Annotated in this window: 18 protein-coding genes; 13 read left to right on the top strand and 5 right to left on the bottom strand. The window is 72.5% G+C overall.

Annotated features, from left to right (window positions below; all coding sequences use genetic code 11):
- Positions 1 to 4 precede the first annotated feature (4 nt).
- Positions 5 to 3,472 carry a methionine synthase gene (gene metH / locus GH723_RS12590; RefSeq protein WP_153759974.1) on the bottom strand — a complete coding sequence of 1,156 codons (3,468 nt, stop codon included), beginning with the start codon at positions 3,470 to 3,472 and terminating at the stop codon, positions 5 to 7.
- A gap of 85 nt (positions 3,473 to 3,557) precedes the next feature.
- Between metH and GH723_RS12585 the strand changes: the two genes are divergently transcribed.
- The gene (locus GH723_RS12585; protein ID WP_195210280.1) at positions 3,558 to 5,018 is read left to right on the top strand and encodes a leucyl aminopeptidase; all 1,461 of its coding nucleotides are present in this window, start codon (positions 3,558 to 3,560) and stop codon (positions 5,016 to 5,018) included.
- 23 nt (positions 5,019 to 5,041) lie between these two features.
- Here the strand turns inward: GH723_RS12585 and GH723_RS12580 are convergent, their stop codons facing one another.
- Positions 5,042 to 5,644, bottom strand: coding sequence for a hypothetical protein (locus tag GH723_RS12580; RefSeq protein WP_153759972.1), 603 nt, complete (start codon positions 5,642 to 5,644; stop codon positions 5,042 to 5,044).
- A gap of 191 nt (positions 5,645 to 5,835) precedes the next feature.
- On the opposite strand from GH723_RS12580, the gene GH723_RS12575 reads away from it, so the two are divergent.
- A complete protein-coding gene (locus GH723_RS12575; protein WP_153759971.1) occupies positions 5,836 to 6,441 on the top strand; it encodes an SMI1/KNR4 family protein in 606 nt (201 codons plus the stop codon).
- A gap of 35 nt (positions 6,442 to 6,476) precedes the next feature.
- On the opposite strand, the gene GH723_RS12570 is transcribed toward GH723_RS12575, so the two are convergent.
- Entirely contained in the window at positions 6,477 to 6,857 is a 381-nt protein-coding gene (locus tag GH723_RS12570) for a hypothetical protein (RefSeq protein WP_153759970.1), read from the bottom strand.
- A 104-nt stretch (positions 6,858 to 6,961) separates the two neighbouring features.
- Between GH723_RS12570 and GH723_RS12565 the strand changes: the two genes are divergently transcribed.
- The 7 genes from GH723_RS12565 (at position 6,962) to GH723_RS12535 (ending at position 15,901) form a co-directional block, all read left to right on the top strand.
- The gene (locus tag GH723_RS12565; RefSeq protein ID WP_195210279.1) at positions 6,962 to 7,741 is read left to right on the top strand and encodes an SIR2 family NAD-dependent protein deacylase; all 780 of its coding nucleotides are present in this window, start codon (positions 6,962 to 6,964) and stop codon (positions 7,739 to 7,741) included.
- 88 nt (positions 7,742 to 7,829) lie between these two features.
- On the top strand, positions 7,830 to 9,005 hold the full coding sequence (gene moeB, locus GH723_RS12560; RefSeq protein WP_153759969.1) for a molybdopterin-synthase adenylyltransferase MoeB: 1,176 nt from the start codon (positions 7,830 to 7,832) through the stop codon (positions 9,003 to 9,005).
- 42 nt (positions 9,006 to 9,047) lie between these two features.
- A complete protein-coding gene (locus GH723_RS12555) occupies positions 9,048 to 10,388 on the top strand; it encodes a lipopolysaccharide biosynthesis protein (RefSeq protein WP_153759968.1) in 1,341 nt (446 codons plus the stop codon).
- 107 nt (positions 10,389 to 10,495) lie between these two features.
- The gene (locus tag GH723_RS12550; RefSeq protein ID WP_153759967.1) at positions 10,496 to 11,392 is read left to right on the top strand and encodes a sugar nucleotidyltransferase; all 897 of its coding nucleotides are present in this window, start codon (positions 10,496 to 10,498) and stop codon (positions 11,390 to 11,392) included.
- Positions 11,392 to 12,354, top strand: a complete 963-nt coding sequence (gene rfbB / locus GH723_RS12545; protein WP_153759966.1) for a dTDP-glucose 4,6-dehydratase — start codon at positions 11,392 to 11,394, stop codon at positions 12,352 to 12,354. Before GH723_RS12550 ends, rfbB begins: the two co-directional genes overlap by 1 nt.
- Positions 12,351 to 13,181, top strand: coding sequence for a dTDP-4-dehydrorhamnose reductase (rfbD, locus tag GH723_RS12540; protein WP_195210278.1), 831 nt, complete (start codon positions 12,351 to 12,353; stop codon positions 13,179 to 13,181). Before rfbB ends, rfbD begins: the two co-directional genes overlap by 4 nt.
- Entirely contained in the window at positions 13,178 to 15,901 is a 2,724-nt protein-coding gene (locus tag GH723_RS12535; protein WP_153759964.1) for a YfhO family protein, read from the top strand. Before rfbD ends, GH723_RS12535 begins: the two co-directional genes overlap by 4 nt.
- Here GH723_RS12535 and GH723_RS12530 read toward each other — a convergent pair.
- Entirely contained in the window at positions 15,888 to 16,895 is a 1,008-nt protein-coding gene (locus GH723_RS12530; protein ID WP_153759963.1) for a glycosyltransferase family 2 protein, read from the bottom strand. The two genes, GH723_RS12535 and GH723_RS12530, sit on opposite strands and share 14 nt — an antisense overlap.
- Positions 16,892 to 17,854, bottom strand: a complete 963-nt coding sequence (locus GH723_RS12525; protein ID WP_153759962.1) for a lysylphosphatidylglycerol synthase domain-containing protein — start codon at positions 17,852 to 17,854, stop codon at positions 16,892 to 16,894. Before GH723_RS12525 ends, GH723_RS12530 begins: the two co-directional genes overlap by 4 nt.
- 186 nt (positions 17,855 to 18,040) lie before the next feature.
- On the opposite strand from GH723_RS12525, the gene GH723_RS12520 reads away from it, so the two are divergent.
- From GH723_RS12520 to GH723_RS12505, 4 genes are all read left to right on the top strand, one after another.
- Positions 18,041 to 19,858, top strand: coding sequence for an S-layer homology domain-containing protein (locus GH723_RS12520; RefSeq protein ID WP_153759961.1), 1,818 nt, complete (start codon positions 18,041 to 18,043; stop codon positions 19,856 to 19,858).
- Positions 19,855 to 21,600, top strand: a complete 1,746-nt coding sequence (locus tag GH723_RS12515) for an S-layer homology domain-containing protein (RefSeq protein ID WP_153759960.1) — start codon at positions 19,855 to 19,857, stop codon at positions 21,598 to 21,600. Before GH723_RS12520 ends, GH723_RS12515 begins: the two co-directional genes overlap by 4 nt.
- A 169-nt stretch (positions 21,601 to 21,769) precedes the next feature.
- Entirely contained in the window at positions 21,770 to 23,869 is a 2,100-nt protein-coding gene (locus GH723_RS12510; RefSeq protein WP_153759959.1) for a S8 family peptidase, read from the top strand.
- Positions 23,827 to 24,963, top strand: coding sequence for a polysaccharide pyruvyl transferase family protein (locus GH723_RS12505; protein WP_153759958.1), 1,137 nt, complete (start codon positions 23,827 to 23,829; stop codon positions 24,961 to 24,963). The genes GH723_RS12510 and GH723_RS12505 overlap by 43 nt, the downstream gene beginning before the upstream one ends.
- Positions 24,964 to 24,966: the final 3 nt, after the last annotated feature.

Genomic DNA, 24,966 nt, shown 5'->3' with positions numbered 1-24,966 from the left:
CGCCCTACCGGGCGACGAAGTACTTGGCGCGGGGGTGGTGGAGGATGATCGCCGAGGTGGTCTGCTCCGGCTGGTACTGGAAGCCGGTCTCGGCGCTCACCTCGACGCCGATGCGCTCGGCGTCGAGCAGCTCGGCCACCCGGGCGTTGTCCTCCAGCTCGGGGCACGCGGGGTAACCCCACGAGTAGCGGCCGCCGCGGTACTGCTGGCGGAACAGCCCCTGCAGCGTGGGCCCGTCCTCGTCGGCGAAGCCCCACTCCTCGCGGATGCGCCGGTGCCACATCTCGGCGAGCGCCTCGGCCATCTCGACGCCGAGGCCGTGCAGGAAGAGGTAGTCCTGGTACTTGTCGGCGGCGAACAGCTCGGCGGTGCGCTCGGACACCGTGGCCCCCATCGTGACGATGTGGAACGCCACGTGGTCGGGGTCCTCGGACCCGATCGGGCGCACGAAGTCGGCGATGCACAGCCAGGGCTCGACCTGCTGGCGCGGGTAGGCAAAGCGGGTGCGCTCGACCGTGCGGCTCTCGTCGGTCCAGATCACGATCTCGTTGCCGTCGCTGTTGGCCGGGAAGTACCCGTAGACGACCTGGGGCACGAGGATGCCCTCGGCCTTGGCCTCGGCGAGCAGCGCCCGGAACGTGGGCCGGATGCGAGCCTTGAACTCGTCGTCGTTCTCGCCGGACTCCGGCCGGAACTGCCACTGGTTGCGGAAGAGGGCGGTCTCGTTCACGTACTCGGCGATGTCGTCGAGCGCGATGCCCTTGACGACCTGTGAGCCGGTGAACGGCGGCGTGAACACCGGGTTGTCGAGCTGGGCCTCGGGGGAGCGGGCCGGGATCGTCGCAGGGTCGACCTCGACCTTGGTGCGGGCCGGGATGTTGCGCCCGCCGAGCACCCGGCCGAAGTCCGGGTCGTCGTCGCCCCGGCGGATCTCGCCGAGCCGGTCCATGACCCGGAGGCCCTCGAAGGCGTCCTTGCCGTAGAAGAGCCGACCGTCGTAGATGTCGCGCAGGTCGCGCTCGACGTAGGTGCGGGTGAGGGCGGCACCGCCGAGCAGGACGGGGATGTCCGACAGCCCGCGCTCGTTCAGCTCCTCGAGGTTGTCGCGCATGATGAGCGTGCTCTTCACGAGCAGACCGCTCATGCCGATGGCGTCGGCCTGGATCTGCTGCGCGGTGGCCACCATGTCGCCGATCGAGACCTTGATGCCGAGGTTGTGCACCTCGTAGCCGTTGTTCGTGAGGATGATGTCGACGAGGTTCTTGCCGATGTCGTGCACGTCGCCGGCGACGGTGGCGAGCACGATGCGGCCCTTGCCCGAGCCCTCACCCTCGACCTTCTCCATGTGCGGTTCGAGGTGGGCGACGGCGGCCTTCATCGTCTCGGCGGACTGGAGCACGAACGGCAGCTGCATCTCGCCGGCGCCGAAGCGCTCGCCCACGACCTTCATGCCCTCGAGGAGGACGTCGTTGACGATGCCGAGCGCCGGGATGCCCGCGCCGAGGGCTTCGTCGAGCTCGACGGTGAGCCCGTCGCGGTCGCCGTCGATGATCCGGGCCTTGAGGCGCTCCTGCACCGTCCAGCCCGAGCGGTCCTCCTTCACGACCTCGGCGGCCGACACGCCTTCGAACATGTCGAGCAGCGCCTCGAGCGGGTCGTAGCCCTCCCGCCGGCGGTCGTGGATGAGGTCGAGGCAGACCTGCACCTGCTCCTCGGGGATCTTGGCCAGCGGCATGATGCGGGCCGCGTGGACGATGGCCGCGTCGAGGCCCGCCTCCTGGCACTCGTGCAGGAACACGGAGTTGAGGACGTGGCGGGCGGCGGGCTTCAGCCCGAAGGAGATGTTCGACAGCCCGAGGATGGTGTGCACCCCGGGCAGCTCGGACTTGATGAGCCGGATGCCCTCGATCGTCTCGATGCCGTCCTTGCGGCTCTCCTCCATGCCGGTGGCGAGGGTGAGGGCCAGCGGGTCGAAGATGAGGTCCTCGGGCGGGATGCCGTAGCGCTCGGTGGCCAGGTCGTAGATGGCCTTGGCCGCTCGGAGCTTCCACTCCCGGTCCCGGGCCTGGCCGACCTCGTCGATGGTCGTGCAGACGACGGCGGCGCCGTAGTCGCGGGCGAGCGCGAGGAAGCGGTCGAGGCGCGTACCGGGCTCGGCGCCGTCCTCGAGGTTGACCGAGTTGAGGATCGCCTTGCCGCCGATCCACTGCAGCGCCGTCTCGACGACGTCGGCCTCGGTGGAGTCGACCATGATCGGCACGGTCGAGGCGGTGGCGAACCGGCTGGCGATCTCCTGCATGTCGGCCACGCCGTCGCGCCCGACGTAGTCGACGCACACGTCGATGACGTGGGACCCCTCGCGGACCTGGTCGGACGCCATCTTGGTGGCGGTGTCCCAGTCGGCGGCGAGGAGGGCCTCGCGGAACTTCTTCGAGCCGTTGGCGTTGGTGCGCTCGCCGACGACGAGGAACGACGGCGACTGGTCGTAGGGGGTGTGGCTGTAGATGGAGGCCACGCCGGGGTCGTGGACCGGCCTGCGGTCGGCGGGCCGGACGTCGCGCAGGCGGTCGACGACGGCAGCGAGGTGCGCGGGCGTCGTGCCGCAGCACCCGCCGACGATCTGCACGCCGAGCTCGGTGACGAACCGCTCGTGGAAGTCCGCGAGCTGCTCGGGTGTGAGGTCGTAGTGCATCTTGCCGTCGATGACCGACGGCAGGCCGGCGTTCGGCAGCACGGCGATCGGGACCCGGCTGTGCTGGGAGAGGTGGCGGATGTGCTCGCTCATCTCCGCCGGGCCGGTGGCGCAGTTGAGCCCGATGACGTCGACGCGCATGGCGTCGAGGGCGGTGAGCGCGGCGCCGATCTCGGTGCCGACGAGCATGCGGCCGGTCTGCTCGATCGTGACCTGGACCTGGAGCGGCACCTCCACGCCCGTGTCGGCCATGGCACGGCGGGCGGCGATGATCGCGGCCTTGGCGCCGAGCAGGTCGTACTGGGTCTCGATGAGGAGGACGTCGACGCCGCCCTCGAGCAGCCCGCGGCACTGGACCTCGTAGGCGTCGCGCAGCTCGGCGAAGGGGATGTGGCCCAGCGTGGGCATCTTGGTGCCGGGACCGATCGACCCGGCGACGAAGCGCGGGTGGTCGGGCGTCGACACCTCGTCGGCCGCGGCGCGGGCGATCCGGGCGGCGGCGACGTTGATCTCGTGGGCCCGGTCGCCCAGCGCGTACTCGTTGAGCGGGATCGAGAACGCACCGAACGTCGCGGTCTCGATGACGTCGACGCCGACGTCGAGGAAGGCGTGGTGCATCTCGGCGACGAGGTCAGGGCGGGTGAGCACGAGCATCTCGTTGCAGCCCTCGAGCTCCGGGCCGCCGAAGTCGTCGGCCGTGAGGTCCTTCGTCTGCATGTAGGTGCCGAAGGCCCCGTCGTAGACGAGGACCTCGCCGTGGACCGCATCGAGGTAGCGCATCGGCGCAAGGCTACCGGGGGCCCGCAGGTCGTCCGAGTCCGATCCCCGTAGGATCGCCGGCGTCGTCGTGTGCCGAGGAGCTCCTGTGCCGATCACGTTCCGTCCCGCCCGCTCGCGCCCGAAGGGCGTCGACGTCGTCGCCCGAGGCGTCACCCGTGCCGAGGTCGCCGCAGGCGCCGCGCCCGGTCCGTCCGCCTACCTGGCCGCCCAGGGCTTCGAGGGGTCGGTCGGCCAGGCGGTCGCGCTCCCGGGAGACGACAGGACGACACTGGTCCTCGTCGGTCTCGGGGACGCCGACGCTGTCGACGCCGCGACCGTCCGTGCTGCGGGTGCAGCCGTGGCGCGCGCCGCGCGGCGGGCCCGACGGGTCGCCATCGAGCCGGGGGTGCTCGAGGGCGGGCTCGACGCCGCGTCCGTCGCGTCCGCCCTGGTGGAGGGGGTCGTGCTCGCGTCGTACCGCTACCGCGCCCACAAGACCGACACCGCTCCCGAGGGGATCGAGTCGGTCACGCTCGTCGGTCCGACCGGGGCGGCCGTCAGCTCGGCCGTCGAGCGCGCGACCGCGTTGGCCGAGGCCACCTGCTGGGCGCGCGACCTCGTCAACGAACCGGGCGGCTCGATGACGCCGCTCGAGGTGGCGAAGGCCGTCCGCAAGATGGCCCGGCGCGAGAAGCTCAAGGTCTCGGTCATGGACGAGGCGGCCATCCGCGCCGCCGGGCTCGGCGGCCTGCTCGGCGTCAACCGCGGTTCGGAGCAGCCGCCGCGCTTCGTGACCGTGAGCTACACGCCGGCGGGGACGCCGACCGGTTCGATCGCCCTCGTCGGCAAGGGCATCACGTTCGACTCGGGCGGCCTCTCGATCAAGACGGCCGACGGGATGTCGACGATGAAGAGCGACATGGGCGGGGCGGCGGCCGTGTTCGGCGCCATGTCCGCGCTGGCGGCCGTGGGGGCCACGACCGCGGTCACGGCGTACGTGCCGCTCACCGACAACATGACCGGTGGTGACGCCACCCGACCCGGGGACGTCTTGACGATCCGCGGCGGCACGACGGTGGAGGTGCTCAACACCGACGCCGAGGGGCGGCTCATCCTCGCCGACGCCTTGGTGATGGCCAGCGAGTCGCAGCCCGACGCCATCGTCGACGTCGCCACCCTCACGGGGGCGTGCATGGTGGCGCTCGGCAACCGCATCGCCGGTCTGATGGGCCGGGGCGATGCGCTGCTCGACCAGGTCGAGACGGCCGCGGCGCGGACCGGCGAGCGGGTGTGGCGCCTGCCGCTGCCCGACGACATGCGTCCCCAGCTCGACTCCAAGATCGCCGATCTCAAGAACATCGGCGCCGGGCGCTACGGCGGGGCGTCGATCGCCGGGCTGTTCCTGCGCGAGTTCGTCGCCGACGGGATCCCGTGGGCGCACCTCGACATCGCGGGCCCGGCGTGGAGCGACGACGACAGGGGAGAGGTCACCGCCGGCGGTACCGGCTTCGGCGTGCGTCTGCTCGTCGATCTGATCGAGGGCTTCGAGCGGTCGACGGCGGGCTGACGGGCCGCCGACCGCTCGAGCGGTCAGGCGGCGTCGTGGGCGAGGTGGGCGGTGGCCCAGCGGAGCGCCTCGTGGGCCATGGCCGGGTGAACCCGCCACAGGTGGAGCTGCCGCTCGACCTCGTCGTGGTCCTCTCCGAGCTCGAGCAGGCCGAGGGCCAGCCGACGGGCGCGGCGGTGCGCGTCAGCCGGCGTCGGCGTAGCGGACGAGCGTGCGACCCAGTCGTCGTGCTCGGCCTGGAGCGGCTCGGGGAGGCGGGACACGTGGAAGCGGGTGAGGGGCGGGAGGCGGCGCCGGACGTCGAGCTGGTCGCCGTGGCGGCGGGCCGCCCCGAACTGGCAGCAGCGGTCGAGCGCCCTCACGAACGGCGAGTGCTTCCCGGCCCGGGCGCCGAGCCCGAGCGAGCGGGCGGTGTCGCCGAGGTGCAGCGTGAACCCGTCGGGTTCGGCGTCGAAGCCGAGGGCGATGCGCCGCAGCAGCAGCGTCGTGGACGGGCCGAGGATGCCGAGCCAGAAGCGCTCGACGTAGTGGGACCGCAGGTCGTGTCCCATCTCGTCGATGACCGGATCGGCCCAGGGGCGGATCTGCAGCGTGGCGTCGGCGAGGGGCGGGCGGGTGGCAGACATGTCGGGCACGGGGGCCTCCGAGCGAGCGATGGGAGTCGTTGGAGGGGAAGTGCGTGGAGGCTCGTCATGATGTTTCATGCTGTTTCGATCTGTCAACTGCGTGACCGCGACCCGCGCGCCGCGCGGAGCTACCTTGCGGAAGGCATGAGCCCATACGGACCCGACGACTCCCTCCCGCCTGGACGGGGGACGTGAGCGCCGACGCCCTGCGTGAGGCACTCGCGGGCCTCGAGGCTCGGTGGTCGGCTCACGGTGTCGACCTTAGGGAACTCCTCGGCTCGGGGGTTGCTCCGGACACGCTCGCTCCCGAGTTGCGGACCTTGGGCTTCGCCGCCTCCGACGAGCTCACGGTGTGGTTCTCCTGGCAAGGCGGCGACGACGGATCGAACCGTGCCGTTGAACGCCGGGTCGGCCCGGCGATGGATGCAGTGCGGCTCCGAGAGGCGCTCGAAGTCCGCCTCATGTACCTGGGCCTGGCCGATGAGTTCCGGAGAGGCCTCGATCCGGATCTCGAGCCCCCCGACCTGTGGGACCCGTCATGGCTTCCGGTCATCAACTTCGGGTCGGGCGGGAGCCTCGCCGTCGAGTGCGGGGCGGAACCGACCGGCACCTCGCCGGTGTGGCGCTACGAGACCTCGAGGATGCCAGGACGTCAGATCGCCGGCTCCTTGGCCGAGCTCGTCGCAGGCTGGAACCGCCTCATCGACGACGGCTGGTGGGTGTGGGACGGGCAGCACCGCCGGTGGACGCTCGGACCGGACCGTCCACCGGAGGACCTCGTCGACTTCCAGATCTGACGGCGACGGAGCGGCACGGCCCACGCATGCCGACCTCAGTCTGTGATCGGCTGGTTGGTGCGGGAGCTCACGCACACGCCGGCCTCCCACAGCACCTCGGTGGTGCCGCCGCCTTCGATGACCACATCGTCCTCGAAGCAGTACCGCTCAGTGCTTCCGTCGGGGATCATGATGTTCGTGTCGAGCCGCGCGTTCGCAGACCGTGAGGTGTCCTCGAGCGCGACGCGCTGATCGTCGAGCCCGAGCTTGTCCGCGTCGGTGTCCGACAGCACCACGGTCTGCGGGTAGGTCTGCAAAGGCACCGAGACCGTCAGGCGCCACTCGTGCTCACCTCCGTACTCGCCTGGGCAGCCCGTTGCGACGAGAACAGTCGCGGCGGTGAGGACCACGAGGCGCCGAGCCGCCATGGCGTTCACTCCGGGGCTGGACCGGCGGTTGACAGGTGCTCGGTGTCCACCACCTGGAGTGAACCACCTTCGGTCCATCAAGCGCTCGCTGCGGTGATCGGTACGGTGACCGCATGGACATCACCGCCGATCCGGAGGCCCTCGACCGGGCCCGTGAGCTGATCGCCGGCGCTCGCGCCGTCGCCGTCCTCACCGGAGCCGGGATCTCCACCGACAGCGGCATCCCCGACTTCCGCGGCCCGCAGGGCGTCTGGACGAAGAACCCCGAGGCCGAGAAGCAGTCGACGCTCCAGCACTGGGTCTCCGACCCCGACGTCCGCCGCCGCGGCTGGCAGAACCGCCTGCGCACGCCGACGCTCGCCGCGGAGCCCAACGCCGGCCACCACGCCCTCGTCGACCTCGAGCGCAGCGGCCGCCTGCACACGCTGATCACCCAGAACGTGGACGGCCTGCACCTGAAGGCCGGCACCGACCCGTCGCGCCTGGTCGAGATCCACGGCACCGTCCGCGAGGTCATGTGCCTCAGCTGCGACGAGCGGGCACCCATGGAACGGGCCCTGGAACGTGTGCGCGCCGGCGAGGACGACCCGGCGTGCCGCAGCTGCGGGGGCATCCTCAAGTCGGCCACGATCAGCTTCGGCCAGTCGCTCGACACCCGGGCGCTCATGCGGGCCGAGCAGGCGGCCCGGGAGTGCGACCTCATGCTCGCGGTCGGCTCGACGCTCAGCGTCTACCCGATCGCCGAGGTCGTCCCGCTCGCCGCGTCGCTGGGTGCGTCGGTGGTGATCGTCAACGCCGAGCCGACGACGTTCGACGACCTCGCCGACGTCGTTCTGCGGGCCCCGATCGGCACGACGCTGCCCGGTCTCGTCGCCGACCTCCCACCGGTCTGAGCGCTGCTCGACCGCAGGTTGGGCAAATCCCGACCAAGTCGATAGGGTTTAGGGACCGCACGAACCCATCGCACCCAGGGGACCACCGATGCCGAGCTTCCGCGAGCTCCTGAAGCAGACCAAGGCCCAGATCCGCGAGATCGACACCGAGGCCGCCGACGCCGCCCGTCAGGCGCCCGGCGCGGTCCTCCTCGACGTGCGCGAGCCCGACGAGTACGAGCAGGGCGCCGTCCCCGGGGCGGTCCACATCCCCCGCGGCCAGCTCGAGAGCAACATCGAGAACCGCATCCCCGACAAGGACGCCCCGGTCGTCATCTACTGCGCCGGCGGCACCCGCTCGGCCTTCGCCGCCAAGACGATGGAGGAGCTCGGCTACACCGACGTCGTCTCGGTCATCGGCGGCTTCAACCGCTGGAAGGACGAGGGCCGCGAGTGGAAGGCCCCGCAGGTACTCACCCCCGAGCAGCGGAACCACTACCAGCGCCACCTCCTGCTCCCCGAGGTGGGGGAGGAGGGGCAGCTGAAGCTCCTCGACGCCAAGGTCCTGCTGCTCGGCGCCGGCGGCCTCGGCTCGCCTGCCGCGCTCTACCTGGCGGCGGCGGGCGTCGGCACGATCGGCATCGTCGACATGGACGTGGTCGACCAGTCGAACCTCCAGCGCCAGATCATCCACAACATGGATCGCTTGGGCGACCGCAAGGTCGACTCGGCGAAGAAGACGATCACGCTGCTGAACCCGGACGTGAACGTCGTCGCCCACGACACGCGGCTCGACGCCTCCAACGTGGTCGAGATCCTGAGCGGCTACGACCTCGTCATCGACGGGGCCGACAACTTCCCGGTCCGTTACCTGCTCAACGACGCGTCGCTGAAGGTCGGCGTGCCCGTCGTCCACGGCTCGATCTTCCGCTTCGAGGGGCAGGCCACGGTCTTCGACCCGCACAACGGGCCGTGCTACCGCTGCATGCTCCCCGAGCCGCCGCCGCCGGAGCTGGCCCCGTCCTGCGCCGAGGCCGGCGTGCTCGGCGTGCTGCCGGGCATCATCGGCACGATCCAGACGATCGAGGCCGTGAAGCTCATCCTCGGGATCGGCGACTCGCTGGCCGGCCGCCTGCTCACCTACGACTCGCTCGAGACGTCGTTCCGCACCTTCAAGGTGCGTCGCGACCCGAACTGCCCGGCGTGCTCCATCGACCCGGACCAGATCGTCATCGCCGAGTACGACGAGCACTGCACGCCCCACCCCATCCAGGCGCCGGCCTGATCGATCGGCTCGGGAGCGCGCACGTCTAGTGTGCGCTCCCGTATGTCCGAGCAGACCACCGAGGTGCCGGTGGCGGACGGCGGCCCGCCGCCGCTGACGCTGATCGCGCGGGCCCGTGCCGCCAACCCCCTCCCCGAGGGGACGGTCTCGGTCGGCGTCGGGCTCCTGCTCAACGGCATCGGCGCCTACGCCTTCCTCGCCCTGGCCGGTCGTGGCCTCGGCGCATCGGGCTTCGCGCCGCTGTCGGTCATGTGGGCGGTGACGTTCTTCGCCGCGCCGGGGGTGTTCCTGCCGATCGAGCAGGAGGTCAGCCGGGCGGTGGCCAGCCGCCGCGCCCGTGGGGTCGGTGCGGCACCCGTCGTACGGCACGCCGCCCTGATCGGGCTCGCGATCCTCGCTGCGGTGATCGTCGTGTCGCTCGGCTCGCTGCCGTGGAGCTACGACGCGCTCTTCGACGAGCAGTGGGCGCTGCTCGTCGGCTTCCTCCTCAGCATCGTGGGCTACGCGGTCGCCCACCCGGTCCGTGGGCTTCTCGCCGGGCACGGCCGCTTCAGCGGCTACTCGCTGTACTTCGGCGTGGAGGGCGTCGGCCGCACCCTGGCCGCGGCGGCGCTGTTCGTCGTCGGGGTGGAGACGGCCGGGCCGTACGGCCTGCTCCTCGGCGTCGTCCCCTTCGTCGCCGTCGCCGCGGCGCTCGCCCGGCCGCGGGGCCTGGTCGAGCCCGGTCCCGAGAGCCGCGCCGGCGAGGTCACCGCCTCCCTCGGTGCGCTCCTCGCCGCGTCGATCCTCACCGCAGGGCTCCTGAACGCCGGCCCCATCGCGATCGAGCTGCTGGCGGCCGAGGACCAGTCCGACGAGGCCGGCCGCTTCCTCGCCGGCCTGGTCATCGCCCGCGTGCCGCTGTTCCTCTTCCAGGCGGTGCAGGCATCGCTCTTGCCCCGGCTCGCCCACCTGGCCGGCGGGCGCCGTTGGACCGAGTTCAAGGACGCCCTTCGCAAGCTCCTGACCGTCGTGGGGGGCATCGGGCTCGTCGCGACGCTCGGCGCCTGGGCCGTGGGCCCCGAGGTCGTCACGTTGCTCTTCGGCCCCGACTACGAGCTCGGGCACCGCGACTTCGCGCTCCTCGCCCTCAGCAGCTCGGCGTTCATGGTCGCGGTCACCCTCGGCCAGTCGCTCATCGCCCTGAGCTCCCAGGCGCACCTCGCGCTGGCCTGGGCGGCGGGTGTGGCGACCTTCGTCGTGGTCACCGCCATGGGTGCCGACCTCTACCTGCGCGTGGAGCTGGGGCTCGTGGCGGGCACCGGTGCGGTGGCGCTCCTCCTCGGTGCGCTGCTGGCCGTGCAGCTGGCGCGCGTGGACGAGGACGACGTCCTCCCGGCCTGAGCCGCTCCGACCCGTGGGCCCCGGTCCGATACGGTGCCCGGCGTGTTGCGACAGGTGAAGACCCCGGCAGTCGACCTCGGCGTCCCCGTCACGGCGGGGGAGGACCGGTGAAGGGCATCGTCCTCGCCGGCGGACGGGCGACCCGCCTCGGCCCCGCCAGCCGCGGCACGTCGAAGCAGCTGATGCACGTGTACGACAAGCCGCTCGTGTACTACCCGATCAGCACGCTGATCCACGCGCGCATCAACGAGATCCTGATCATCAGCAGCCCCGACCAGCTGCCCCTGTACGAGGCGCTCCTCGGCGACGGGAGCCAGTGGGGCTGCCGCTTCGAGTACGCGGTGCAGGCCGAGCCCCGCGGCCTCGCCGACGCGTTCATCGTCGGCGCCGACTTCATCGGCGGCGACAAGGTGGCGCTGATCCTCGGCGACAACCTCTTCTACGGCTACGGCCTGGGGGAGCAGCTCCAGACCCACACCGACCCCAAGGGCGCGGTGGTGTTCGGTCTGTGGGCCCACGACCCGCATCGGTACGGCGTGCTCGAGCTCGACGCCGAGGGACGCGTCGTCGGCATCCACGAGAAGCCTGAGGACCCGCCGTCGAACCTGATGGTCCCCGGGCTGTACTTCTACGACAGCAGCGTGGTCGACCGGGCCCGTTCGCTCGCACCGAGCCCCCGTGGCGAGATCGAGATCACCGACCTCAACGCCGGCTACCTCGCCGACGGCCTGCTCGAGGTGTGCCGGCTGCCGTTCTCCACCGACTGGTTCGACGTCGGCACCTTCGACGCCATGCTCGACGCCCAGACGTGGGTCGCCGGCCAGCAGCGCCGCAAGGGGTTGCTCATCGGGTCACCGGAGGCCGCGGCGCACCGGGAGGGGTTCATCGACACCGAGCAGCTGCACCGCCTGGCCGAGGCCGCCGACCACGGCGGCGACCTGGCGAAGAGCGGCTACGCCGAGCGGTTGCTGCGGATCCTCGACCTCGAAGGAGAGCGGTTCTGATGAAGATCCTCGTCACCGGCGGCGCCGGGTTCATCGGCTCCAACTACGTGCGCTGGGTGTTCGCCAACACCGACGACGAGGTCACCGTCTACGACGCGCTGACCTACGCCGGCAACCTCTCGACCCTGAAGGACGTCGACGACTCCCCTCGCTACCGGTTCGTCAAGGGCAACATCTGCGACCCGGGCACCCTCGAGGAGGCGATGGCCGGCCACGACGCCGTGGTCCACTTCGCGGCCGAGAGCCACGTCGACCGATCGATCGCCGGCCCCGACGACTTCGTCAACACGAACTGCTTCGGCACCAACGTGGTGATGGACACGGCGCGCCGCCTCGAGATCCCCCGGGTGGTCCACATCGGCACCGACGAGGTCTACGGGTCGGTGGAGGAGGGCTCCTCGAAGGAGACCGATCCGCTCGAGCCCCGCTCGCCGTACTCGGCGTCGAAGGCGGGCTCGGACCTCATCGCGCTCTCGTACCACCACACCCACGGGCTGCCGGTCACCGTCACCCGCTGCACGAACAACTTCGGGCCCTACCAGTACCCCGAGAAGGCCATCCCGCTGTTCACGACCAACCTGCTCGACGGGAAGCCGATCCCTCTCTACGGCGACGGGCTCAACGAGCGGGACTGGATCCACGTCGACGACCACTGCGCCGGCGTGCACCTGGTGCTCGAGCAGGGCGCGCACGGCGAGATCTACAACATCGGCGCCGGCAACGAGACGCCGAACCGCGTGCTCGTCGACAAGATCCTCGCCCTGCTCGGCGTGGGCGAGGAGATGGTCACCTACGTCGAGGACCGCCTCGGCCACGACCGCCGCTACTCGGTCGACATCGCCAAGGTCTCCGCGCTCGGGTGGCGCCGCCAGCGGACCCTCGACGAGGCGCTCGAGCAGACCGTCGCCTGGTACCGCGACAACCGCTGGTGGTGGGAGCCGTTGAAGAACGCCGGCTCGTGAAGGTCCTCGTCACCGGCGCGGGCGGACAGGTCGGTCGTGAGCTCGTCACTGCCTTCGACGGCCACGACGTGGTCGCGGCGGATCGAGCGGCGCTCGACGTGTCGGACCGCGACCAGGTCCTCGGCGCGATCACCTCCCTGGCGCCGGATCTCGTGATCAACGCCGCGGCGTGGACCGCGGTCGACGCGTGCGAGTCGGACCCCGACCGGGCGTACCGGGACAACGCCCTCGCCGTCCGGTACGTCGCCGACGCCTGCCGGCGGGTCGGTGCGCACCTCACCCACATCTCCACCGACTACGTGTTCTCCGGTGACCAGGACGCCCCGTACACCGAGTGGGACCCGACCGGCCCGCGCTCGGTCTACGGACGCTCGAAGCTCGCGGGCGAGGTCGAGGCCGGCCCGGACGCCCTCGTCGTGCGCACCGCGTGGGTGTGCGGCGAGCACGGCCCCAACATGGTGAAGACGATCCTGCGGCTGGCCGCCGAGCACGACACGCTCCGGTTCGTCGACGACCAGCGTGGCCACCCGACCTTCGCCGACGACCTGGCGGAGATGATCCGTCGGCTCGCCGTCGAGCGGCGCACCGGCATCACCCACGTCACCAACCAGGGGGCCGTCAGCTGGTTCGAGCTGGCGCAGGAGGTCATGCGAGCCGCCGGTCAGGACCCCGACCGCGTGCAGCCGATCAGCACCGCCGAGATGCCGCGTCCGGCACCACGGCCCGCCAACTCGGTCCTGGACAATGCCGTGCTGCGGCTCGAGGGCATCGAGCTGCTCGACGACTTCAGGGTGCCGCTGGCCCGCCTGGTCGCTCGACTGACGTGAGGGGCCGCCTCCCGAGCTGGGACCGGTGGTGGCCCGCGCTGCTGATCGCCGTCGTGATCGCGCTGGCCATCGGCGGGCCGCTCCTGGGCGGTGCCGCCTTCCACGGCGTCGGCCTCACCGCCAACGTGTACCCGTGGAAGGCGACGGCGTCGCTCCCGGAGCTGCTCGAACGCTTCCCACCGATCTTCGACACGATCGACGGCTCGACGCCGGCCCTGATCGAGTTCGCACGGCAGGCGCGAGAAGGCGACCTGTCGCTCTGGGTGCCGTGGGAGGTCGGAGGGCGCCCCCACGGCGGGTTCCCGGGCATCGCCTACTGGACGCCGTGGGTGCTGCCGTGGCTGGTGCTGCCGCCGTGGCTGGCGCCGGCGTGGACCAAGGCGCTCGAGATGGCGGTGGCGGCCGGCGCCACGTTCGCGTTCTGCCGTCGCGTCGGCATGGGCCGCCTCCCGGCGACCACCGGCGGCGTGGCGTTCGCGCTGTCGGGCTTCATGACCGTCTGGACCAACTGGCCGCACACCCTGACCGCGGCCGTGATCCCCGTGGTGTTCTGGGCCGCCGAGCGCGCCATCCAGGAGCGGACGTGGGCGAGCCTCGGGCCGCTGGCGCTCGCCGGCGCCTGGATGTTCCTGTCGGGGTTCCCGGCCGTGGCGGTCTTCGCGGTGATGACGCTCGTGCCCTACGTCGTCGCGCGGCTGTGGATGGACGCCTCGGGCGGCGACGGGTGGCGCCAGCAGCTCACGACGACGGCTCGCAGGCTCGCGCCGATCGCCGCGGGGGGAGTCGGTGCCGTGGGGTTGAGCGCGTTCGCGCTCGTGCCGTGGGCCCGGCGGATGCAGGGGATCGACCTCGGCTACCGGGAGGGACTCGGCCAGGGTTCCCTGCCGCCGTCGGGTCTGCTGACCCTGCCCTTCGGCGGTGCGTTCGGGCTCGACGGGGGTCCGTACTGGGGGCCGCGCAACATCATGGAGCTGAACGCCTTCGTCGGTGTCGGGGCGGTGTTCCTCGCCATCGTCGCCGTCGCGCTGCTGAGCCGGCACCCGCGCCGGGTCGTCGTCGTCCTGTTCGCGCTGGCGGCGGTCACGTGGACGCTCGTGATCTTCACCGACCTGCCCCCGGCCCGCCTCATCCGGAGCGCCCCGCTCCTCTCCAGCAACGGCATCGGCCGCGCCCGATCCGTCCTCGGGTTCGTGATGGCGGTGCTCGCGGCGGCCGGGCTCGACGCCCTGTCCCGGAGTGTCGCGGACGAGGTCGTGCGCTCTCGGGAGCGGCTCCGCCTGCTCGGTGGGGTCGTGGTGGCCACGGTTGCGGTCGCCGCCGCAGCGGTCGCGTCCCGGGGGCGCGCGGCGGACGCGGACCAGCTCGGCGAGTGGGGGTCGGTCATGCTCGTGCCCGGTCTCCTGGTGCTCGTGGCCGTCGGGGGTCTCGTCGTGGTGGCGCTCGCAGGGCGGCGCACGTGGATCCCACGGGTCGCGCTGGTCGCGCTCCTGGCCGTCGTGGCGGTCGACGGGACGTCGTTCGCCCACCGGTTCTGGCCGACCACGTCACGGGACCGGTTCTTCGAGGTGACGCCGACGCACGAGTTCCTGGACGACCACCTCGGGCTCGACCGGTTCGCCGCCGCCGGGAACACGATGTGGCCCGGGAGCCAGGTGGCGTACCCCCTGCGCGGAGCCACGGGCCACACCTTCCACGCCGACGCGTGGTCCGACCTCCTCGCCACCGCCGACCCCCGGGTCATGAGGACCCCGACGCACAGCGTGCTCGCGGTCGACGCCGCCGTCGTGTCGTCGCCCGTCCTCGACCGCCTGGCGGTCCGGTACTTCGTGGCCAACCCGGAGGAACCCCCGCTCGGCGACCTGGTGGATGCGGACGTCGCCAGCGGGTCGCAGGTGACGCTCGTGCCGGACCGACCGCTGCCCTTGCGCTGGGTGGAGGGGGATCGAGGGGTCGTGCTCGCCGCCGCCGCACCGTCGGGGGTCTCACCCGAGGCGGTCGTGGAGGTCGAGCTGCTCGACGAGGACGGGAACCGGGTCGACAGGGGCTGGCGCCGCCTCTTCGGCGCCGTGGGGAACGACCTGACGATCGTCGTCCCGGAGGTCGACGGTGTCACCCGGGCGACGCTCACGCTCCGGTCGCCGAACCCGGCGGATGCCATCGACCTCACCGCGGTGGACGGTGACGTGGCGCCGTCGGCGCGGGTCGTCGGCGGCGACGATCTGCGTGTGGTGACGTCGGAGGGGACGCCCGTCTACGAGCGGCTGTCGGTGCGGCCGCGGTTCAGCTGGGCCACCTCGGCGGAGGTGCTCCCCGACGCCGGCGAGCGGCTCGCGGCGCTGTCAGCGGGTCTCGACGACCAGGTGGTCGCGGTCGAGGTACCCGTCGAGGGGCTCTCGGCCGGTGATGCCGCGATCGACGTCACGACCGACGACGGCGACACGATCGACGTCGAGGTCGATGCCGAGGCGGCGGGGATGCTCGTCGTCGCCGAGTCGTTCGAGGACGGGTGGAGCGCGACGCTCGACGGCGAGGCCGTGGCGCTCGTGCGCGTCGACCACGCCCTGATGGGGGTCGTCGTGCCCGAGGGTCGCCACGACCTGGCGCTGCGCTTCGAGCCCCCCGGTCGGCAGGTGGGGATGGCGGTGACCGGGGCGACGGCGGTGCTGCTCGTCGCCGTTGCGGTGGCCGGCAGGCCCCGCGGGGCGATCAGTCGGCGCTGATGGTGGGGCCGGGTTCGGTGGCGCCCGGTTCGTAGTGCAGCGGCGGGACGCCGGCCGCGAGCTCGAGCTGCCGTGTGTGCTCGAGCACGCGCTGGGTGACCGCGCGGTGCGCGGCCATGAGGTCGGCGACGATCGCCAGGACGACGACGAGGAACGCGGAGATCGACAGGATCGCGCCCAGGATCACCGACTGCAGGTGCCCGCTGCGCTCGCCGTTGACGATCCAGTCCCAGAGGAACGGCGAGAACGCCGCGAGGGCCGCGACGACGAGCAGCGCGGCGATCGTCGAGAAGAACTTGATCGGCTCGTAGGCCGCGAAGACCCGGAGGATCGTGAGGGCGTTGCGGCGGACGTAGCCCCAGGTGCTGGAGAACAGGCGTGAATCGCGGACCTTGGGGTTGGTGCGGATGGGGACGTGCGTGACCGCGAGCCGCGACTTGCCCACCTGGATGATCGACTCGATCGTGTACGTGTAGCGGCTGACGACCATCAGCTGGAGGGCTGCCTCCCGGGTGTAGGCCCGGAACCCGGAGGTGGCGTCGGGGATGTCGGTGCCGGAGGCGACCCGCACGACCCAGCTGCCGAGCACCTGGAGCCGCCGCTTCAGCCAGGAGAACTCGGCGATGTTGCGCACGTCGCGATCGCCGACGACGACGTCGGCGTCGCCGGCGACGATCGGCGCCACGAGGTCGGGGATCGAGTCGCCGCGGTACTGGTTGTCGGCGTCGGTGTTGACGACGACGTCCGCGCCGAGCTTGAGCGCGGTGTCGAGCCCGGCCTGGAAGGCCGCGGCCAGCCCGCGGTTCTGGGGCAGCTTGACGATGTGGTGCACGCCGTGAGCTCGAGCGACCTCGACGGTCCGGTCGGTGGAGCCGTCGTCGATGACCATGAGCTCGACGACGTCGAAGCCGGGCACGTCCCGTGGGATGTCGGCCAGGGTGGCCGGCAGCTGCTCCTCCTCGTTCAGGCACGGGATCTGGATGATGAGCTTCACGGCGGGGATGTACTCCGATCGTCGGGCGCGGCGAGGTTACCGGCCTCCTGGTCGAGGAGCCGACGGGCCTCGCCGCGCGTGGCGGCCATCACGACGACGGCGACGACCGTGACGGCCGCGAGGCCGGCGATGCGGTCGACCAACGTGGCGAGGAAGGTCTGCGACGCGGTGAGCCCGATGAGCGGGCCGAGCGCGGCGGCGATCGCCTCGCGGATGCCGAGTCCGCCGGGCAGGAAGCCGGCGGCGGCGGCGACCGTCACCGAGACGCCCAGGGCGAACGCCTGGCTCGGGCCGAGGTCGGCGTCGATCGCCGCGGCCGCGAGCCAGAAGCGCAGGGCCTGGACCGACACCGCCGCGACCTGGACGGCGGCGATGACGACGAAGGCTCGTGGCGGGCTGCCCAGCCGGCGCATGACGAGGTGGGCGGCGACGAGCGGCGCCACGCCGGCGAGGAGGAAGACGACGGCCAGCCCCGGCGTCGTCGTGGCCCCGAGCCCGCCGGCCATCACGAGCGATGCACCCAACCAGAGCAGGCCGACGGCGATGGTGATCGAGGTGGCGGAGCGCATCGAGCCGCCGCGCCGCCGGATGGCGTCGATCCGGACGAGCGACCCGCCGGGGAGGGGTAGGAGGTTGGCGGCGGTGCCGTAGATGCTGACCCGGGCGGCGGTGCCGAGCGTCTCGTCGACCCCGACCGCCCGGGCGCTGGCGCGGTACTCGAGGGCGTTGAGCGCCACCGTGGCGGGCGTGCCGACCGCACCGACGAGTACGACGAGCCACCAGCGGACCTCGACCCCGTCGGGCAGCGAGCGCGCCGCCGACACCGAGCCGACGGCGAGGGCCACCACCGTGAGCGCCACGAGCGGTCGGGCGACCGCCGGGCGCGCGGCCGCCCGTCGCAGCGACGCGAGTGCGGCGAGGGCGCGGCCCCGTGCGCCGGTCGGTGCGGGTTCGCGCATGGACGGATCGTAGGGGCAGGGTGGCGGGGCGTCGCCCAGAGGGGTGAGCGTGGGTGCCGGCGGCCCCGATCCTCAAGTCGCCACGTCCGGGGCCGATCAAGACACTGCAGGCGCGAGGGTCTACCCTCGTGACGTTCAGCGGGCGGAGACCGCAGTCGTTCACCGCGCCCAGGAGGTCCCCGCAGCGTGTCGTTCCGCCGTTCCCTCGCCGCTGCCGCGCTCGCCGTGGCGACGCTCTGCGGGGTCGTCGTCGCCGCGCCCACCCCCGCTGGCGCGAGCGCCGGGGAGCTCGAGATCACGGGGGGCGGCTGGGGCCACGGCATCGGCATGAGCCAGTACGGCGCCAAGGGCATGGCCGACGCCGGCGCGAGCTACCAGGACATCCTCCGGCACTACTACCGGGACGTCTCGATCGCGAACCCGCCGTCGCTGCCCGCCTACTTCCACGACGTGCGCGTGCGACTCACCCAGACCGCGGGCACCACCGTCGTGCGGCTGCACGGCAGCGGGACCCGCGTGCACCACCCGGCCGGGAGCCACGTGGCCCCGGCGAACGCCGAGATCCGGGTGGGCTACTCGGGCGGCACCATGTTGGTGAAGATCGATGGAGTGACGAGGTACGAGGGTGCGCCCGGCGCCGTGGTCGTGGAGCTGCGGGGCGGCCGCCACGCCAGCCTCCCCGAGCTCCTCGGCGCCCGGCAGTACAAGTGGGGCGACCTCGCCATCCTGCCGACGAGTCGGTTCGCGAACACCGGGTGCAGCGCCCGCACCTGCGTCGGGGTCCAGAACCTGTCGATGAACCAGTACCTGTACGGGCTGGCCGAGATCCCCTCGTCGTGGGACGCCGACGCGCTGAAGGCCCAGGTCGTGGCGGCCCGTTCCTTCGCTGCGGCGACCATCCGCGACCGCGGCGACCGCCCCTTCCACCTCGACCCCGGTGTGGCGGACCAGGTCTACGCCGGGTACGACAAGGAGGGCGGCGCCTACGGCGACCGCTGGGTGGCCGCGGTGGACGCGACCCAGAACCAGGTCGTCTACAGCGGCAGCACCATCGCCACCACGTGGTACTCGTCGTCGAGCGGGGGCCACACCGCCGACAGCGGCTACGTGTTCGAGAACCAGGTGCAGGTGCCGTGGGCCTACGGGGTCCCGGACCCGGGCGACGCCACGCCGTCCAACCCGAACCACCGCTGGGTGCGCACCTACACCCTCGACGAGATCGGCAGCTGGTTCGGCCTGAGCGGCGTCCGCGACGTCCGGTTGGGCGGCAACATCGGCGTCGGCGGCCGGACCAACCGCGCCACCGTCTGGATCGACCACGCCGGCGGGACGCGGGAGATGACGGCGCACCAGTTCCGGACCACCGTGAACGCCCGCGCCGGCGGCAGCCGCCAGATCATCTCGTCGAAGTGGGCGATCACGCGATCGGGCTTCTCCGACGTCGCGCCGGGCGCGTTCTACGCCGGCGCGGTCGAGTGGGCCGTCGAGCACGAGATCACCACCGGCGTGGGATCGACGGGCCGGTTCGAACCGAACCGTGCGGTCACCCGCGGCGAGCTGGCGACGTTCCTCTACCGCTTCGTCGACGCGTCGCCGCCGTCGGGCGGCACCAGCTTCCCCGACGTCGACCCGTCGGCCTTCTACGGCACCGCCGTGCAGTGGCTGTCGGCGGAGGGCATCACCGGCGGCGTCGGCAACTCCGGGCTCTTCGAGCCGAACCGTGCCGTGACCCGCGGCGAGCTGGCCACCTTCCTGCACCGGCTGGCCCGCGAACCCGCCGCACAGCCGCCGACGCTCTTCCCCGACGTGCCGCGCACCGCCTTCTACGCCCGGCCCGTCGGGTGGCTGCTCGACCTCGGCCTCACCACCGGCGTCGGGGACACCGGGCTCTACAAGCCCGACGCCGCGGTCACCCGCGGCGAGCTCGTGACCTTCCTCCACCGCATGGCCGAGACACCCGCGGCCTGGACGCGGTGGTCGCCCCCACCGGAGATCGCCCAGTGAGCACCACCGACCCCCGGCCGGCCACCGGTCGGCTGTCCCGTCGCGACCTGATCCGCAGCGGCCTCGCCACCGGCGCCGTCGCGAGCGTCGGCACCGGCACCGTCGGGTCGCTCGTGCTCGGCGGACGCCGTCGGGGCCGCACGCAGGACTGGGCCGACGCCGCGCCCATCGCCGAGGTCGCGCAGCCCGAGCTGCGCGTCGACACCGTCGCCCCCCGCCTGGCCGCCGTGGCGCCGTCGTCCGAGGGCGGCGCGGCGCTCGCCGCGATGGCCGCGGGCTCGGGCGCTCTCCTCGCCCGTGAGGAAGGCATCGCGCCCTTCACCGTCATCGGCGTCCGGTTCGCGAGCGACACCTCCGCCGAGGCGCGCGTGCGGGTCCGCCGCCGGGGCGAGTGGCAGCCGTGGGACCACCTCCACGTGGGGGAGGACCACCGTCCCGACGACGTCCCGTCGGACGGCCGTCACCGGAGCGACCCGATGTGGGTCGAGAGCGCCGACGCCTACGAGATCGAGCTGCCGGGCGACGCCCGGGACCTGGAGGTCGTGCTCGTCCGCGAGACCGACGAGATCGCCGGCTACGCGCAGGTCCCCGCGGTCACCTCGTTCGCCCCGCAGCCGACGATCCACCCCCGCTCGTCGTGGAGCGCGCGGCCGGTCGGATCGATCCCCGTCGCCCCCACCGTGCAGTCGGCGATCATCCACCACTCCGCCGGCACCAACGGGTACTCGCAGGCCCAGGTGCCGGGGATCATCCGGGGGATCCAGGCGTACCACATCGACGGCAACGGCTGGTCCGACATCGCCTACAACTTCCTGGTCGACCGGTTCGGCACGCTCTGGGAGGGCCGGGCGGGTGGCGTCGCCAAGGCCGTGATCGGGGGCCACAGCTACGGGCACAACACCCGCACGGTCGGCATCTGCTACCTGGGCACGCTGTCGGGCGTCGCGCCGCCCGCCGCCGCCGTCCACTCGATCACCCGCCTCGTCGCCTGGAAGCTCGGTCTCCACGGCGTCGACCCTCGCGGCCAGTCGCTCTACACCGACTACGGCGGCACGACGAAGTGGCTCTCCCACGTCACCGGGCACAGCGACGTCCGCCAGACCGAGTGCCCCGGCACCCTGTACGCCAGCCTCGGCGCGATCCGCCGCGACGCCCGTGTCGTGCAGCAACCCTTCCGCGACGTCGCCGTCGACGGCTTCTACCAGGACGCGGTCATCTGGGCCACCCTCATCGGGCTCACCACCGGCGTGGGCGACACCGGGCTCTTCAAGCCCGACGACCCGGTGTCGCGCGCCGAGATGGCCACGTTCCTCCACCGGATGATGGACTCGCAGCGCCCGACGATCGCCAACCGATTCCCCGACGTCCCCGACGTCTCCTTCTTCACCACCGCGGTGCGGTGGCTGGACGAGGCCGGACTCACCACGGGCGTCGGCACCTCCGGGCTCTACCAGCCCGGCGAGTGGGTGACGCGAGGACAGGTCGCGACGTTCCTGCACCGCATGGTGGGTCGGCCGGCTCCCGCCGGGCCGTCCGGGTTCGGGGACGTGTCGCGCGGCGCGTTCTACGACGATGCGATCGCGTGGATGGCGCAGCACCGCATCACCACCGGGGTCTCGGGCACCAACCGGTTCGAGCCCGAGGCCCGGGTCACGCGCGGCGAGCTCGTCACCTTCCTCTACCGCCTGGCCCGCACCGCCAGTGCGTGGAGCGGTCCGGTACCCTCTACCGTCCTGTTCTGATCAGACGGGCGGGCCACGTCGCCCGCGACCATGGGGGAGTCAATTGCCGGTCCGGGAGTGCATCGCGTCGCTCGTCCTCCTCGCAGCGCTGCTCGTCCCGTCCGGCGCGGCATCGGCCGACGTCGGGTCGGGTGCGGCAGCGGCCACGGCCGAGGACGGTCGGCACTCCGTGATCGTCGACCTCGCGCCCGGGGTCACCGTGGCCGACCTCGCCCCGCACCTCGCCGGTCCGGGGCCGGTCGACGCGTCCGACGTCGACGGTGCGGCGCTCGTCGCCGGTCTCGCCGGCAGCCCTGCGGCGCCCGACGGCGGGGCCGCCGAGCCGACGGTCGACCGGGTCGGCGCCGATGGCACCTGGGTGGCGGTCGACGTCGACGACGCCGAGCTCGCTGCCCTCCAGCGGTCCGGGCTGGTGGCATCGGTATCTCCCAATCGCGAGCTCGTGCTCTCCTTGAGCGAGTCGGTGAGAGCTATCGGGGCTGCTGACGTCGGTGGCGCGATCGGTTTCGACGGATCGGGCTCCACCATCGTGGTGATCGACACCGGCGTCGACGTGACGCACCCGAGCCTCCAAGAAAGCCTCGTGGCGGAGGCGTGCTTTGCCGACGACTGTCGGGACGATCCGTTTGGCGAGGGTTCTGGACTTCACTGCGATCCGGCGGCTCACCCCGATTGTGCGCACGGTACACACGTGGCGGCCATCGCCGTCGGTCGCGATGCGCCGCGCGGCGTGGCTCCAGGGGCGAACCTCGTGTCGGTTCGCGTGTTCTCCGTCGGTGTTGATAGGAACGGCGCCCCAATTCTGCGCGGCTCCTCCGCAGATATCCGGTCGGCGCTCGAGTGGGTGAGAGACAACCGACAGAACTGGCCCGGTGACACCGTGGCGGTCAATCTCTCGCTTGGCTTCGATGCGCTGGTCAGCCGAGGGCACTGTGATCGCCTGTTGGGCTCGGTGGACCCCCTGGTGCCTGTGTTCAACCAGCTCCGCAGCTCGGGTACGGCGCTGGTGGTCGCTGCCGGAAACGGACCAGTCGGCTTCGCCTACGGAATCCAGGCCCCGGCGTGCTTCTCTGCTGCGACGCCAATCGGAGCCACCTATACCTCGGGTGGAATGGCGCAGTTCTCGCTGCGCTCTGAAAAGGTCTCGCTCGTAGCTCCTGGCGCTGCGAATCCGTCCACCGGAATCGAATCGGCGGACGTCGGCGGGGGGCTGCGCCGGGACGCGGGCACCTCGATGGCGGCGCCGCACGTGGCGGGGGCGATGGCCCTCCTCCGCGAGGCCGAGCCGGGCCTCGACGTCGCGGCGATGGAGGCGCGCCTGCGTGACTCCGGGCTCCCGGTCGCCGACCCGTACGCGCCCCGGGCCTACTCGCTGGTGCGGGTCGATCGGGCGCTGTGCGAGGTGCCGCGGCGCGTCGGCTGCGCCCGTGCCACGGCCGGCCCCGGCCGGATCACGGTCCGGTGGGCGAACCTCGTGGCCGCCGACGGCGGTGCCGCCGGCGTGCGCGTCACACCGAGCGACGGGTCCGCCGCCCTCGACCTGCCGCCCGACGCGTCGACGCACACGTTCACGGGGCTCGCGAACCGTCGGCCGGTCTGGTACCTCGTCGAGGTGCTCGACGGCGACGGCGCGGTGCTCGCCTCGGCTCGCTCGAACGCCGCCGTCCCGAAGGCGGCCGCCGGTCCGCACGGGTTCGTCGACGTCTCGGCAGGGGCGTTCTTCGAGCCCGGCGTGCGATGGGCCCGGTCGGAGGGGGTGACGACGGGCGTCGCGGGATCGAACCGCTTCGAGCCCGCGGGCGCGGTCACCCGAGGCGAGGTCGTCACGTTCCTGTGGCGCCTGGCGGGACGGCCGTCGACCGGCGGCGGTGCGGGCTTCGCCGACGTGCGGTCGTCGGCGTTCTACGCCCCAGCGGTCGCCTGGGCCCGGTCCACCGGTGTCACCCAGGGGTACGCGGGCACGAACGAGTTCCGTCCCGAGGCGCCGGTGAGCCGAGCGGAGCTCGTGACGTTCCTGTGGCGCTACGCGGGCCAGGCGGCGCCCTACCGCCCCCACGGCTTCCGCGACACGGTCGGCGGTGCGTTCTACGAGGCCCCCGTGCGCTGGGCAGCGTTCCACGAGGTGACGACCGGGGTCGGTGGGAGCCGCGACTTCGCGCCGGACGCCGCGGTCACCCGTGGGGAGGCGGTCACGTTCCTGCACCGCGTCGCGCTCGATCCCGCCACATGGCGCAACCCGCGCACCGTCCCGCCGACGGTGGTCTTCTGAGCGGCGGTCCCCGCCTCGTCGTCGCCGGCTGGACGGGTTCGACCAACCTCGGCGACGAGCTCCTCCTGGACGCCCTCCGGCGGCTCCTGGAGCCGGTGGGCGCCGAGCTCCTCCCCATCTCCGTCGATGCACCCGAGACGCGGCGCGACCACGGGCTCGAGGCCGTCCCGGAGCGCCGGCCGGACCGCCTCTTGCGTGCGCTGCGCGACGCCGACGGCCTGATCTTCGGACCGGGTGGTCTCCTCCAGGACGACAGCTCGCCGCTGAACCCCGGGCGCCACCTGGCCCGCGTCCTTGCGGCGCGGGCGCTGAGCGTCCCGGTGCGCGGACTCGGCCTCGGTGTCGGCCCGCTCGACGGCGCCGTGAACCAGCGCCTGGCACGCCGTGTGCTCGCCGGGGTGCCGCTCGTCGTCCGCGACGCCCACTCGGCCGACGTGGTCGCGGCGCTCGGTCTGCCCCGTCCCGAGGTGACGGCCGACCTCGTGTTCGGTCTGCCGGACCCGTCGGCTGCACCAGCGGACCGGATCGTCGTCTGCCTACGACCGCCGACGGCGCGCCGCTTCGGTCCCGAGCCAGCAGCTGCTCGGCGCGAGCGCGTCATCGGGGCCGCCCGCCGCCATGCGGTCCCTGCCCTCGCCGCGCTCTCCGGGGCGCTCGACCTACCGGTCCACCTGGTCGCGTTCGAGGCCGGTCGGGACGACCTCGTCGGCGAGTCGGTGGCCGACGCGCTGGCCGCGCACGGGGTCGAGGTCACGACCGCCACGCCGGACCGCCACACGGTGATCGACGAGGTGGCGGCCAGCCGGCTCGTGGTCTCCATGCGCTACCACGGGGGCATCGCCGCACTGCTCGCCGGGCGGCCCACGGTGCTGGTCGGCCACGTCGACAAGGTGCGCACGCTCGTCGCCGATGCCGGCGTCCCCGGCGTCGCCGGCATCTCCAACGACGACGACGGCTGGCGAGGGCTCGCCGAGGTGGCCGAGCGCGCCATCGTCGCGTCGTCGACCGTGATCGAGGCTCGGGACCTCCTCCGCACCCGTGCGCGACGGCACGACGCGCTCGTGGAGCGGTGGTGGGCGACGACGCGGCGCTGACCT

Source organism: Actinomarinicola tropica, from assembly GCF_009650215.1.
Classification (GTDB): Bacteria; Actinomycetota; Acidimicrobiia; order Acidimicrobiales; family SKKL01; genus Actinomarinicola; species Actinomarinicola tropica.
This window is presented reverse-complemented; position numbering and strand designations above follow the sequence as displayed.

Bases quoted from the DNA above. Each gene is read 5' to 3' on its own strand.
- GH723_RS12525 (WP_153759962.1), bottom strand. From the start codon at position 17,854: ATGCGCGAACCCGCACCGACCGGCGCACGGGGCCGCGCCCTCGCCGCA.
- moeB (WP_153759969.1), top strand. From the start codon at position 7,830: ATGCCGAGCTTCCGCGAGCTCCTGAAGCAGACCAAGGCCCAGATCCGC.
- rfbB (WP_153759966.1), top strand. From the start codon at position 11,392: ATGAAGATCCTCGTCACCGGCGGCGCCGGGTTCATCGGCTCCAACTAC.
- GH723_RS12505 (WP_153759958.1), top strand. From the start codon at position 23,827: ATGGCGCAACCCGCGCACCGTCCCGCCGACGGTGGTCTTCTGAGCGGC.
- GH723_RS12580 (WP_153759972.1), bottom strand. From the start codon at position 5,644: ATGTCTGCCACCCGCCCGCCCCTCGCCGACGCCACGCTGCAGATCCGC.
- GH723_RS12565 (WP_195210279.1), top strand. From the start codon at position 6,962: ATGGACATCACCGCCGATCCGGAGGCCCTCGACCGGGCCCGTGAGCTG.
- metH (WP_153759974.1), bottom strand. From the start codon at position 3,472: ATGCGCTACCTCGATGCGGTCCACGGCGAGGTCCTCGTCTACGACGGG.
- GH723_RS12555 (WP_153759968.1), top strand. From the start codon at position 9,048: ATGTCCGAGCAGACCACCGAGGTGCCGGTGGCGGACGGCGGCCCGCCG.